This is a genomic window from Shewanella sp. MF05960 (assembly GCF_050849305.1).
In the GTDB taxonomy this organism is placed as follows: Bacteria; Pseudomonadota; Gammaproteobacteria; order Enterobacterales; family Shewanellaceae; genus Shewanella.
Genome location: NZ_JBOZPS010000001.1, coordinates 149,664 through 163,255 on the forward strand (window position 1 = coordinate 149,664; position 13,592 = coordinate 163,255).

The window sequence follows — 13,592 nt, forward strand, 5'->3', positions numbered from 1 at the left end:
CGTTTGGTTCTTTATAAGTAACGTTAGGCACTAAAACAGAGACTTCGGTCTCTGTTTTGCTTTATCAGGTTGATTTACGTTTATATTTATGCAGTTTCAATATAAACTCGCTTCAACATCTAGAAGTGTCAAAATTTTGTCAATTTATTGTGAGCAATGCACCACAATCTGTTTGTAAAGCCAAAATAACTTCAGTATTATAAATTATTAACGGATTATTTTGCTCTTTGCTGATAACACTCAGCGCATTACAGAGTGTTGATGGTTCCAGCTTGTAGAGAAATATTATGGAGAGATCAGTGAGATACGGTTCAATTAGCCTTGCTTTATTGTGCTTATACGCAAGCAATTCGTTTGCGGCACTCGAAGTCATCACCAATTCAGAAAAACAGACACTTAATAAAATCGAAACCGAATATGATATCGATAGCCTGCTGATCAATGTGAATGACAAATTCTCTCAACTTAATAAGAAAGCTTACGACGTTGAAGGCCTAAAGAAAACTATCGCATCAGAACAGCAACGTTATGATGAACTAATCGATGGTTTGCCTCAGGCTATCCGTGCAAAATCGGCATTGCCAGATACCTACAAACAAATTGAAGAGTCTGTAATATTAGTCGATGAATTAACACTTAAAGCTGAAGAAGACAGTAAACGTCTTGAAACAGAAAAAGTAGAAATTCTGTCAGAATACGAACAAATTAATAAACAACGAACCTCAAAAAGTCAGCAGTTGTTTAAACTCAAAACTGACATTACTAACCGCTTAATTGCTGACTTATCAAAATCAAGCAGCACCCTTCCGGTTAACATTAATGGCTCAACTGAATGTTCTAAGTACCAAACGATTGCCGACTGCTTAAAAGAATCTCAAAGCAGTATTCTTAGCAATACGCGTAACGAGTCTCCATTCTTAAACGATAAAAGTGTATTACTTTCGTATGAAGTGATTGACGCGAACATGAACATGAGAGGCGATTTAAACTATAAAGTGGCCATGAAATTCAAGCCATCTTATAACAACAAAATCGACGACATGCTCAATGAAAAATTAGGCTTAAAATCAGCAATGGTCACGTTAGTCAGTAACGTACCTGCAGATTGGTTTGTTAACGGTATTAAAATTGGTACTGGTAAAAAACTGTTCCACGAAATTCCATTAGGCAAGCACGGTATTTTAGCGTCTTACCAAAACCAAGACCAATCTAGTGTAGAAAGCATTGAAGGCAATGGCGTATTCAATTACAAGTTCGCTAATGTGGCCGCCGCTAAAAAACCAGTAAGCAAACCCTCAGTTGTGGTTGCGGAAGTACCAAAAGGGATACTTAAGCCATCGGTAAAATCTACACAACAACCCGTAGTTCAAAAACCTAAAGCGAAATACACGCTGTTTTCAGACCAAACAAGCATTAAATTAAGTGATGATGATGCAAAGAAAACATCGAGCGATAAAGGCTATGAATACTTTATGGGCGTAACCCCTGCCACGAAAAAGCAAAACATTGAGTTCACTAACGAGCCTATCGAAAAGTAATTCTGTTGTGCTAGAAATATGATGGGATGACCCATTTGTAAAACCGAAAGCCATATCATTCGATATGGCTTTTTTGTGGATAACTGAGAGTAAAAGTCTCAAGTCGGCCGGTCCATCGCCAGTGAAGGATTACTTGGAAATGAGTATTTGAGCATGATGGTTTGAATCTGATTGTTTGAATATGATGGTCTGAATTTGATGGTTTGAATATGGTTATTTGAAAAAGTGCCTTGTTACAAACAAACCAAAAGCTTTACATTACTTTACGCTTATTTTTGTCCAACATAATTACAATATGTTCATATGCCAATTCACCACCAGCGGCTCCCCGCACATTGTTTATAGAGATGTCCCAACATGATAATAAAGCATGGCTTGAATACGCTTTCAGCGGCCTTGATGATCCTCACCATCAGCATATTAAGTATCAGTGTGATAGCGGCGCCAAAACCTCAACGGGTTGAAAAAGTGGTCCCGGTGGTCACCGCAAGTGTCGAACAGCATGACTTATCTCAATCTATTACGCTTATCGGTAAGTTAGCCGCAACAGATTCAGTCATGATTGCTCCGCAAGTGGGCGGGAAAATAGCCAATATTGCAGTGACCTCTAATCAACATGTCACCAAAGGCCAAGTCTTGCTGAGTTTAGATAATAGCAAGGCGAAAGCCAGTGTTTTAGAGGCTCAGGCTTACCATAAAGATGAAGTCCGTAAACTCAATGAGTTTTTAAAGCTGATTAATGTCAATGCCATCACTCAAACCGAAATAGAAGCGCAAAAGTCGAGTGTCGACATTGCCCTCGCCCGTTTACAGTCGGCACAAACCGACTTGGCTTATCACACCTTAGTGGCCCCTTTTAGCGGCAATACCGGCCTAGTCAATTTTAGCCGCGGAAAAATGGTCAGCATGAATGAAGAATTATTGTCATTAGACGACTTATCGATTCTGCAATTAGATTTACAAGTCCCTGAGCATTACTTAGCACTGTTAAGCACAGGCATGGCGGTTAATGCTATCAGCAGAGCCTGGGCAAAAGACACATTTGTCGGCAACATTATTGCTATCGACCCACGCGTTAATGAACAAACACTAAACCTGAATATTCGCAGTCAATTTGACAATCAACACGGTAAATTAAAACCAGGCATGATGATGTCGGCAACACTTACGTTCCCCAGTGTTTCAGCCCCTATCGTTCCAGTGCAAGCGTTAGAGTACTCAGGCACCAAACGATTTGTGTATGTGATCAACCAGGATAACATCGCTAAACGCACCGAGGTGGTTTTAGGTGCAAGGATTAAAGATCAGGTATTAATTGAATCTGGGATCAAAATTGGCGACAACATTGTGGTCCAAGGGCTAGTGAATATGCGCGATGGCATAAAAGTGAAAGACCTTGCCCATCCAAGCTCAGCAGAGCAAACCCGCGCTAAAACAGCTCTAACACAGGAGCGCAAATAATGTGGCTGAGTGATACCGCCGTTAAACGCCCGGTTGTGGCCATTGTACTGAGCTTGTTGCTTTGCGTGTTTGGTATGGTGTCTTTTTCTAAACTGGCTGTAAGAGAAATGCCTGATGTACAAAACCCTGTTGTGACGGTTATGACAACCTACAGCGGAGCATCGGCAACCATTATGGAAAGTAAGATCACTAAAGCCCTTGAGGATGAACTCACGGGGATCAGTGGTATTGATGAGATCACCTCAACCACCCGAAATGGCATGTCACGCATCTCAATTGAATTTGAATTAGGCTGGAATTTAACCGAGGGTGTCAGTGATGTCCGTGATGCGGTAGCCAAAGCCCAACGCCGTTTACCCGACGAAGCAGATGACCCCATAGTGTCAAAAGATAATGGCACGGGTGAGCCCTCAATCTACGTCAATTTAAGCTCAGAAAACATGGACCGTACTCAATTAACGGACTATGCACAACGCGTATTAGAAGACCGATTTAGCCTTATCACCGGCGTCAGTTCTGTCAATATCTCTGGCGGCCTGTATAAGGTCATGTATGTGCAGTTAAAGCCTCAATTAATGGCCGGCAGAAATGTCACCACTAGTGACATTATTAGTGCATTAAACACCGAAAACCTTGAAACACCCGGCGGTGAAGTCCGTAACGACACTACGGTGATGTCTGTTAGAACCAAGCGACTCTACTTCAGCCCTGAAGATTTTAATTACTTGGTGGTGCACACTGCCTCAGATGGCACCCCCATTTATCTCAAAGATGTCGCCAATGTCTTTATTGGCGCAGAGAATGAAAACTCAACCTTCAAAAGCAATGGCATTGTTAACTTAAGCTTAGGCATTGTGCCGCAGTCGGATGCCAATCCATTAGAGATTTCAAAGCTCGTTCAACAAGAAGTCGACAAGGTACAAGGCTTTTTACCACAAGGGACTAAGCTCGTCGTTGATTATGATGCTAACGTGTTTATCGACCGCTCGATTAACGAGGTCTACAACACCTTGTTCATTACGGGAATATTGGTTGTCTTGGTCTTGTATATTTTTATTGGCCAGGTCAGAGCCACATTGATCCCCGCAGTAACGGTACCAGTGTCATTAATCGCGGCATTTATGGCTGCATATAGCTTGGGATATTCGATAAATTTATTGACGTTAATGGCCTTAATTTTAGCGATTGGTTTAGTCGTTGACGATGCCATTGTGGTAGTAGAAAACATCTTTCATCATATCGAAAAAGGCGAGGAGCCATTACTTGCCGCCTATAAAGGCACTCGTGAGGTGGGTTTTGCGGTCGTATCGACCACGCTAGTGTTAGTTATGGTCTTTCTTCCAATTTCATTTATGGATGGCATGGTCGGCCTGCTTTTTACTGAGTTCTCAGTCATGTTAGCGATGTCAGTGATTTTCTCATCATTGATCGCGCTCACTCTTACGCCAGTGATGGGCAGTAAGCTTCTTAAAGCCAACGTGAAGAAGAATCGCTTTAATCTTTGGATTGATAAAGGTTTTGCTCGCCTAGAAACCAACTATCGCCGTATGGTGACATGGGCATTAGCTTGGCGCATTGCCGCCCCTGTTGTTATCTTAGCCTGTATAGGCGGCAGTTACTTACTCATGCAACAAGTGCCCTCACAGCTTTCTCCTCAAGAAGACCGTGGTGTGTTATTTGCCTTTATCAAAGGCGCTGAAGGCACTAGTTATAATCGTATGATAGCCAACATGGACATTGTCGAGAGCCTATTGATGCCGCTTTTAGGCCAAGGCGTAGTGAAATCATTTAGCGTTGAAGCCCCTGCTTTTGGTGGTCGTGCTGGCGATCAAACCGGCTTTGCGATTATTCAGCTAGAAGATTGGGCCGATCGTGATATCGATGTAAAACAAGCACTCGGGTTAATCAGTCAAACCTTAAAAGACATTCCAGATGTGATGGTTCGCCCTATGCTACCCGGCTTTAGAGGCCAGTCGAGTGAGCCAGTGCAGTTTGTGCTTGGTGGTTCTGACTATCCAGAATTGTTTAAATGGGCGCAAATTCTGCAACAAGAAGCTGATGCCAGCCCGATGTTAGAAGGCGCTGACTTAGACTATGCCGAAACCACACCTGAACTTGTGGTTACCGTTGATAAGCAACGTGCGGCCGAGTTAGGTATTAGCGTTTCTGAAATATCAACCACACTTGAAATCATGCTCGGAGGCAGAAGAGAAACCACTTTTGTTGAGCGCGGTGAAGAATATGATGTGTATCTTCGTGGTGACGAAAACAGTTTTAACAGCGTGACGGATCTTAGTAAAATTTACTTTAGAAGCGGTAAAGGCGAGCTAATCACGCTAGACACGGTGACTCACGTTGAAGAAGTCGCCTCGCCGCAACGCTTAAGTCACACCAATAAACAAAAGTCGATCACCATTAAAGCCAATTTGGGTGAAGGCTATACTTTAGGCGAGGCGCTCGACTTTTTAGAGCAACGCGCCGTGAGTTTATTGCCTACCGACATTTCCATTGCTTATACCGGTGAGTCAAAAGACTTTAAAGAAAACCAATCGGGTGTAATGGTGGTATTTGGCCTAGCACTTCTGATTGCTTACCTGGTATTGGCTGCACAGTTCGAGAGTTTCATTAACCCCGCCGTGGTTATGTTCACCGTACCTATGGGTATTTTTGGTGGTTTTATCGGCTTAGCTCTCACAGATCAAGGCATGAATATTTACAGCCAAATTGGGATGATCATGCTTATCGGTATGGTGACCAAAAACGGCATTTTAATTGTCGAGTTTGCCAACCAATTACGTGATAGAGGTTTACCACTTGATACCGCTATTATCGATGCTTCTGCACGCCGTTTACGGCCTATTCTCATGACCGCATTTACCACCTTAATTGGCGCGATCCCGTTAATCATGTCAACAGGTGCAGGTAGCGAAAGCCGAATTGCGGTTGGAACTGTGATATTCTCCGGCATGGCATTTGCTACTTTCGTCACCTTATTGGTGATCCCAGCAATGTACCGCTTAATCTCAGCCTCAACTCACTCTCCAGGGTACGTTGAAGCGCAACTTAATGACGCCATTGCCGCTCAAAAAGTGCAACAGCCTTAATCAAACAGGTGTAATAATGACTAACCTTGCAGTATTTGTAGACGTACAAAACATTTATTACACCTGTAAACAAGGTTTTGGCCGCTCGTTTAATTACCGGGCCTTGTACCAACAATTGTCACAGCGTGGCCACATCAGCCATGCCATTGCATATGCCATTGCACCTGCTGATGATGGCCAAATTAAATTTCAAGATGCCCTCAAACACATTGGCTTTACCGTAAAAACCAAACCTTATATTCAACGCAGTGACGGTTCAGCAAAAGGTGATTGGGATGTTGGCATCACCATTGATATGCTAGAGATTGCACCTGAAGTAGACGAGGTTATTTTATTATCTGGCGATGGCGATTTTGACTTACTCCTTAAAAAAATCAATCAAAGTACACAGTGTTATACCCACGTAATGAGTGTTGAGCGATTAACCGCAAAATCGCTCAGTGACCAATGCCAACAATTTACCCCTATAGACCGCACATTATTGCTTTAATGATTTGATCATTAGCTGCATTTCATATACAACTTACCGACATTTTTTTACAATATTTCATCCTGTATGGTTGTGTAACGACTTTCATCTAGCAATGATCACTCTATAAAAGGTCAGTTATGTTTTTCCCTTTTCACAAAATAACCCATTACCTTTTAGGATTATTGTTATCGTTAACACTCGTTTTAGAAGCTAACGGCAAACAATATCAAATCGAGCGACTCAATGTCGCCGACGGCCTCCCCTCTACGATGGTAAACATGATTTACCAACAACAAAATGGCTTTATGTGGTTTGCAACCGATGCAGGTGTTAGCCGATATGATGGCCAAGAGTTTGTTAATTTTCAGTTCTCTCCTGGCACAAAAACCCATATATCCAATAACTTTGTGACTGATGTTATCGAAGACAACCTGGGCAATATTTGGTTTGCGACCGAAGACGGTTTAAATCAACTCAACCTTGATGATGAGGTCGTAAACTTCCCGCTATCGCAACAACACTTTAGTCAAAATACCAATTGGATAATGAAAATGTATCAAGACACAGAGCAAAACCTGTGGGTCGGTACGGGCAGTGGGTTACAATTAAAGCAGCCTAATTCAAGCCAATTTATTTCCATTCCTTTATATCTGGATTCTCAAAGCATTCCGATAGAAACCTCGATTTACAGTATCGTTGCCGATGCACAAAATCGATTATGGCTTGGAACCGATTACGGTTTAGCCATTGTCGAACCTGAACAAAAAAGCATGCGATTATTTGATGCCAGTAAAGCCACTTCAGCCATCGAAAACACCGCGGCGTCCACCTTATTTAGCGATTATGTGCTCGCCAGCGAGGTTGACGCAAAAGGTCAACTTTGGCTAGGCACCCAACACTTTGGACTGGTTCAATTCAACCCAATATCAGCTGAATACCAACAATATGCAAACAGTAAGAAAATAGGCGCCATTCCAAGTGATTATGTCACCAGCATTACCATCGATACAGACAGCAATATATGGGTAAGTACAGACAAAGGTGCTGCGCTCTTATCTGTTAAAACCGGCCTGTTTGACCTGATACAAGCGCAAGCATTTAATGAACACACCATCCCGAGTAATTTTGTCGATGATGTGTTTATTGATGCATCTGGGCTCGTTTGGTTTGCCACCACTCAAGGTGCTGCATATTACAGCCCACTGAAACAATCAAGCCGCATATATAAACCTTTAGCAACACTATCTGAACTCTCAGGGGACAATACTTACGCCATTAGCATTAATTCCCAGGGCGATGCTTGGATAGCCAATAGTAATGGCCTGGATAAAATTGATACCCAAAAACAAACGGTCAGCCTGTCACCATTAACGGTAAAGAACAATGACGCGTTAACAGGCAATATTTGGAACGTAAAAGCCGATAAAAAGGACAATCTTTGGGTTTCACATTCCAATGGACTCAGCTACTTGGACAATAACACTCAGCAAGTGAGTCACTTTAGTAACAAACTTGGCAATATTTATGGCTTTCCTGATACCGACTTCTACACAGTAAACCCTGATAATCGCGGCAATGTGTGGATTACGGGTTATTTAGATGCTGGCGTCATGCTATTTAACCCAAAACAGGGGCTGTTAAAGCATTACTTTAACGATAAAAATAATCTCTATACCTCGGGCGGTAATTTTACCTTTGATTCAATCATCGCTAAAAATGGTGATTTGTGGCTCGCGACAACCAGTGGCATTTTTATTATTGATCCCTCAACCGATACTACCGAACATTTAAGCTTGGGTAATGAGCGAGAAAACATTCGTATCGGTGGGATATATCAAGATGAACAAGGCAATATCTGGGCGGCAACTCAAGGCCTTGGGCTAGCTAAAATAACTCCAACACCTAATGGTAAAAAGCCTTACCACATTGAATATATTACTCGTAAGCAAGGGTTAGCCGACAATAGAATTAAAGCGGTAACCGGAGACGGTAAAGGTAATTTATGGTTAACCAGTCGTCATGTATTAAGCAAATACGTTATACAAACAAAGCAGATCACCGACTATCCTAGCGCCATTAATGACACAAACTTAACCTTTAATGAAGGTGCAATTGAGTTAACGCAAACTCAACTATTACTGGGCAGTAATAAAGGGGTGATACAAGTTGATACCGACCGTATTAGCCAAAATCACTTTATTGCTCCAGTGCACATAACCGCGGCAAAAATAGCCAATACATCTTATACATATAGTAATACTAACAAGGTCATTGCACCGCCCAGTGTCGATTACGACAACAATATGATCCAATTCTCTTTTGCCTCTCTCGATTTTACCGCGCCAGAACGCAATATTTACCGATTTATGTTAGCCGGATTTGACCAGGGTTGGATTACCACTCAACAACCTAATGCGATGTACACTAACCTTGCTGCGGGCGATTATGTCTTTAAAGTTCAGAGTACCAACAGCGATGGCATATGGAGTCCACAACAAGCTGAATTTGCCTTTACCGTCAATAAAGCATGGTGGTATTACGCGTTAATCGCATCGGGCATGATCATTATATTGGTTGTTATGTTGTTTATTTTATCGCGCATTAAACAAATTAAAGAGCTCAGCAGTAGAGCTAATTATGACAGCCTGACTGGACTTGCAAATCGATTTAACTTCAATCAGCAATTAGCCTTACTCATTAACCATCCGCAAAAGACAGCAGCCGTTGTCTTTATCGATTTAGATCATTTTAAAGAAGTGAATGATTCTATGGGACACGATATTGGTGATGAGCTGATTATCCAGGTCAGTAAACGCTTACAGCACTGTTTAAAACAACAAGATGTGCTGGCTCGTTTAGGGGGGGATGAATTTGCACTTATCATAGAATACGAACCAGCTGAAAATGAGGTTAATCAAGATTTAGTCAACATCATCGAACGGATCAGAATGGCCCTTAACGCTGGTTATCAAATTAATCAATATTGGCTCAACAGCTCAGCCAGTATTGGCGTCGCTTGCTACCCAAGTGACGGCTCTGATGCTAAAACATTATTAAAACACGCCGACACGGCGATGTACGCGGCTAAACAAAATGGTCGAAATGGCAGCTATTTCTTTAATGAAAAACTTTCTACTGCACTTTTAGAGAGGTTGTTGATTAAAAATCAGTTAAATAATGCCTTGCCAGACAATCAACTCAGTGTGTTTTATCAACCAAAATGCTGCGTCAGCACTAGCAGGATTTTGGGACTTGAAGCGCTATTACGATGGAACCACCCAACGAACGGGATGATTTCGCCTAGTCGCTTTATTGATGAGGCAGAAGACAGTGGGTTAATTATCGACATTGGTTTATGGGTATTAGCACAAGCGTGTCAGCAAGGTTATCAATGGTATCAAGAAGGTATTTTACACGGTAATATTTCAGTCAATATTTCGCCATTGCAATTGTCTCAACCCAGTATAGTGGCCGATATAGCGGCCATTTTACAGCAAAGCCAATTTCCGGCTCATATGCTAGAACTTGAAATTACCGAGTCGTTATTAATTAAAGACATCAAAGCCGCCAAGGCGGTGTTATTCCAGTTAAAACAGCTCAAAGTGCGTATTGCACTCGATGATTTTGGCAAAGGCTATTCATCACTTAACTATCTGACTCAGTTTCCTATCGATACTTTAAAAATTGATAAAGCCTTCATCAACTCAATGCTTCCAAGAGAAACCAGTAATATCGTATTAAAAAGCATCATAAAGCTAGGGCATGAACTAAAATTAGACGTGGTCGCAGAAGGGGTAGAAACCCATGCTCAATTAATAAAACTAAAGCACTACCAATGTAAAATAGTACAAGGCTTTTTATTCAGTCCAGCACTTAACTCAGCGGGCACCCAAAATTTATTGCAACAAAGCAGCATTATGAATGACGAGCTCGAAGCGGCGTATCCATAACGGTTAATATGCTCGCTTACTCGCGGGCAACCCAGTCGCACAACATAGAAACGCCTTAACGCGGTGCATATCACTTTGGAGATAAAAGGTGTTATCATCGCCCGTAAAATTAGGGCCAGTCAAAAAGGATTACATGTTGTTTATCGGTTGTTCAAAAAACCTACTTAAAACTAACTTTACGCGTTATTTTACGCGGATTTATACTCAAGTAATGTTTTGTTTACTTGCCATTTTTTGCGCCAGTATGATGACTCATACCGCGATGGCTGAACCGATAAAAATCACCTTAGCCGCCGAAGATGGTTGGCCGCCATTTGCCGACGAATTTGGTAGCGGTATATCTCACAACCTTATCCAACAAGCTTTTAAACAAGTCAATGTAGAAGTTTCAACCATTGTGGTTCCCTATACACGCGGGCTCATCATGACCGAGCGCGGTACCGTTGATGGCGTGTTTAATGTCACCAAAGAACAAAGCACACAAGAGCGATTTGTTTTCGGCAACGAGCCATTATTCACAGTAAACGCATCCTTTTTTTTCGCCAAAACACAAACAGTCATCGCTAAAGACAAATGGCAATTACCATTGGGTAGTGTGATAGGCATTATCGACGGTTACGAATATGGCGATGAGCTTCTGCAGCTAATAAACCAACGCCAATTAAAGATAGTGAAGGTAAATAGCCAACGACAATTGATTAATTTACTGCTAGTCAATCGAATAGACGGTGCCATTATGTATGATATGGTTGCCGATGTTTATATTGAGCAAATGGGTGTTAAGCAAGATATTGTCGCTCAGTTTATGAATCACACCAGTGAAATATTCGTGGCATTTTCAAAACAGAATCCACAAGCTACAGAGCTAAGCTTACTGCTTGATAAAGGCTTACAACAATTAAAGCAACAAGGTCACTATCAAAAGTTACTTGTACCACTCGATTTCTAAGCCCTAAGGTCACTGCAAAATGAGCCCAACTGCTAATAAACCACAATACAGCCCGGTCCACACTTTTAAAGTACAAATCTACTACGAAGATACCGATTTTTCAGGTGTGGTTTATCACCCTAATTTTTTAAAGTATTTTGAACGAGCGCGGGAACATGTCATTGGCGCTGAAATACTCAGTGATTTATGGCAGCAACAGCAACTTGGTTTTGCCGTTTATCGAACAGACATGGTGTGCCATGACGGGGTTGAGTTTGCCGATATTATTGAGGTTCGTACTCAATTTTATTTTGAAAGTAAATTTCGCACAGTTTGGCAGCAATCTATTTGGCGCCCTAACGCAACCAAAGCAGCGGTTACTGCTAACATCGAAATGGTGTGCATGAATCAAAAACGACAGCTCGCACCTATGCCGCCATCATTGATTACGCTCTTGTCGAGTGGGATGACGAGCACTTAACGATAAGCGCTCCTGATAGGCCAGTTATAGAGAATGCGTTAATTGCGGATAGATATGTTCAAACTCATCTGCAGTGGCGGGTTTAGCAAAGTAATCACCTTGAATAGTATCAACACCAAACTCATGTAACGTTTCTAACACCGACTTAGATTCGACCCCTTCTACCGTGACCTCAAACCCTAAACTTTTTGCCAATTCTATACTGGTTTTTACAATTTGTTTTGCTGCTTTTGAGGTTTCAAATTCATCTAAAAACGCTTTATCTATTTTGACTTCATCCACAGGTAAAAAACGCAAATACGCTAACGATGAATGACCTGTACCAAAGTCATCAATGGCAATTTTTACGCCGATATCACGCAATTGATTGAGGGTAATAATGGTTTGCTCTAACGACACCATCAAAGCACTTTCAGTGATTTCAATCATTATGCATTCAGCAGGGACTAAATACTGCGCCAGTTTAGTAGCGACATCGTTCGCCAAATTAGGATTATCAAGATCGGTGGACGATAGGTTAAGGGCGACTTTAACGTAAATCCCCTTTTCTCGCCATTTTGCTTGTTGTGCAATAACCGCATCTAACACCCAGGTACTTAACAGATCAATCATGCCTGTTTGTTCTGCTAAAGGGATAAATTCATTGGGTGATATTAACCCTAACCCTTCGTGCTGCCAGCGAATTAACGCCTCAACTTGTTGGCACTGGCCACTTTGAATATCAAGTTTGGGCTGAAACACCATAAATAATTCATTGAGCTTTAGCCCCTTGGGTAAACCATTAATGATCAGCAGTTCTCGATGCCGAGCTTTATCATCATCTTGATCATAAAAAGCAATCGGTTGTTTTAGGGTTTTGGCTTTTTTAAGCGCTAAATCTAAGCGCCTTAACATCAAACTGACATCGGCATGATGTTCAGCTAAAGACAACACGCCTAACTGCATTTTGATGCTTATTGGCTGTTGTTCAATCTCAAACGGTAATTGTAAATCCTGCTTTAGCTGGACCAGTTGCGCGAGTGTTAGAGCCTGCGGGAAAAATAATAAAAACTCATTGCCGTTCATACGAGCAATAAATTGCGGTTTGTTATCGACATTCTCTATGCGTTTTGAAAATGCTTTAAGTAGCTTGTCGCCAAACAAAAAGCCGAATAAGTCATTAACGAACCGAAACTGCTTAATGTCCACCAGCACTAACATGCCTTCAGACACAGGCATTTTTGCCAGCATTTTACGTTTAAATCCAACGCGATTTGTTAAGCCGGTCAATTTGTCTCGTTCAGTGCTAAAAAGACTGGATTGATGAAAGTTTTTAAGCGCGATAATGAGGGGTTTTAACGATGAAGATGACGTATCTAAGGTAAAAGTATCTTGATTAAGTATTTGCAACGCTAATGCTTGGGTTAATTGCCGCAACGCACGTTGCTGTCGCCAATGAATAACGCCGACGATACAACTCAATATCACCGCAATAAACACAATCAGTGTCAGCAAATTATTCATTTAAAATGTTTCATTAATAAGTGCTACTTCATTATTATAGGCTAATGGATAATCTCTCCAAGCCACGCTACTTTGAGCTATGCTGTGATTGTTTACACATTAGGCAACCACCTCATTGACGGCAAAACATACCGTCAATTAGGTCAAGGCATGAC

Annotated in this window: 8 protein-coding genes; 7 read left to right on the forward strand and 1 reads right to left on the reverse strand. The window is 41.6% G+C overall.

The window, feature by feature from the left end; all coding sequences use genetic code 11:
- Window positions 1-299: 299 nt before the first annotated feature.
- The 7 genes from ACROAE_RS00670 (at window position 300) to ACROAE_RS00700 (ending at window position 11,934) form a co-directional block, all read left to right on the forward strand.
- Window positions 300-1,538 carry a hypothetical protein gene (locus tag ACROAE_RS00670; protein WP_432398993.1) on the forward strand — a complete coding sequence of 413 codons (1,239 nt, stop codon included), beginning with the start codon at window positions 300-302 and terminating at the stop codon, window positions 1,536-1,538.
- A gap of 357 nt (window positions 1,539-1,895) precedes the next feature.
- On the forward strand, window positions 1,896-2,999 hold the full coding sequence (locus ACROAE_RS00675; protein WP_432398994.1) for an efflux RND transporter periplasmic adaptor subunit: 1,104 nt from the start codon (window positions 1,896-1,898) through the stop codon (window positions 2,997-2,999).
- Window positions 2,999-6,103, forward strand: a complete 3,105-nt coding sequence (locus ACROAE_RS00680) for a multidrug efflux RND transporter permease subunit (protein WP_432398995.1) — start codon at window positions 2,999-3,001, stop codon at window positions 6,101-6,103. Before ACROAE_RS00675 ends, ACROAE_RS00680 begins: the two co-directional genes overlap by 1 nt.
- Window positions 6,104-6,119: 16 nt before the next feature.
- Entirely contained in the window at window positions 6,120-6,593 is a 474-nt protein-coding gene (locus ACROAE_RS00685; RefSeq protein WP_432398996.1) for an NYN domain-containing protein, read from the forward strand.
- A 119-nt stretch (window positions 6,594-6,712) separates the two neighbouring features.
- Window positions 6,713-10,525: an EAL domain-containing protein gene (locus ACROAE_RS00690; protein ID WP_432398997.1), complete on the forward strand. Its 3,813-nt coding sequence runs from the start codon at window positions 6,713-6,715 to the stop codon at window positions 10,523-10,525.
- Window positions 10,526-10,658: 133 nt separating this feature from the next.
- Window positions 10,659-11,474 carry a substrate-binding periplasmic protein gene (locus ACROAE_RS00695; RefSeq protein WP_432398998.1) on the forward strand — a complete coding sequence of 272 codons (816 nt, stop codon included), beginning with the start codon at window positions 10,659-10,661 and terminating at the stop codon, window positions 11,472-11,474.
- 19 nt (window positions 11,475-11,493) lie between these two features.
- Window positions 11,494-11,934 carry a thioesterase family protein gene (locus ACROAE_RS00700; RefSeq protein ID WP_432398999.1) on the forward strand — a complete coding sequence of 147 codons (441 nt, stop codon included), beginning with the start codon at window positions 11,494-11,496 and terminating at the stop codon, window positions 11,932-11,934.
- 24 nt (window positions 11,935-11,958) lie between these two features.
- Here ACROAE_RS00700 and ACROAE_RS00705 read toward each other — a convergent pair whose 3' ends face one another.
- A complete protein-coding gene (locus ACROAE_RS00705) occupies window positions 11,959-13,437 on the reverse strand; it encodes a putative bifunctional diguanylate cyclase/phosphodiesterase (RefSeq protein WP_432399000.1) in 1,479 nt (492 codons plus the stop codon).
- Between the last annotated feature and the right edge of the window lie 155 nt (window positions 13,438-13,592).

What these genes read in the sequence shown, in the direction of transcription:
- ACROAE_RS00675 (WP_432398994.1), top strand. Translation starts at nt 1,896, where the DNA reads ATGATAATAAAGCATGGCTTGAATACGCTTTCAGCGGCCTTGATGATC.
- ACROAE_RS00680 (WP_432398995.1), top strand. Translation starts at nt 2,999, where the DNA reads ATGTGGCTGAGTGATACCGCCGTTAAACGCCCGGTTGTGGCCATTGTA.
- ACROAE_RS00685 (WP_432398996.1), top strand. Translation starts at nt 6,120, where the DNA reads ATGACTAACCTTGCAGTATTTGTAGACGTACAAAACATTTATTACACC.
- ACROAE_RS00690 (WP_432398997.1), top strand. Translation starts at nt 6,713, where the DNA reads ATGTTTTTCCCTTTTCACAAAATAACCCATTACCTTTTAGGATTATTG.
- ACROAE_RS00695 (WP_432398998.1), top strand. Translation starts at nt 10,659, where the DNA reads ATGTTGTTTATCGGTTGTTCAAAAAACCTACTTAAAACTAACTTTACG.
- ACROAE_RS00700 (WP_432398999.1), top strand. Translation starts at nt 11,494, where the DNA reads ATGAGCCCAACTGCTAATAAACCACAATACAGCCCGGTCCACACTTTT.
- ACROAE_RS00705 (WP_432399000.1), bottom strand. Translation starts at nt 13,437, where the DNA reads ATGAATAATTTGCTGACACTGATTGTGTTTATTGCGGTGATATTGAGT.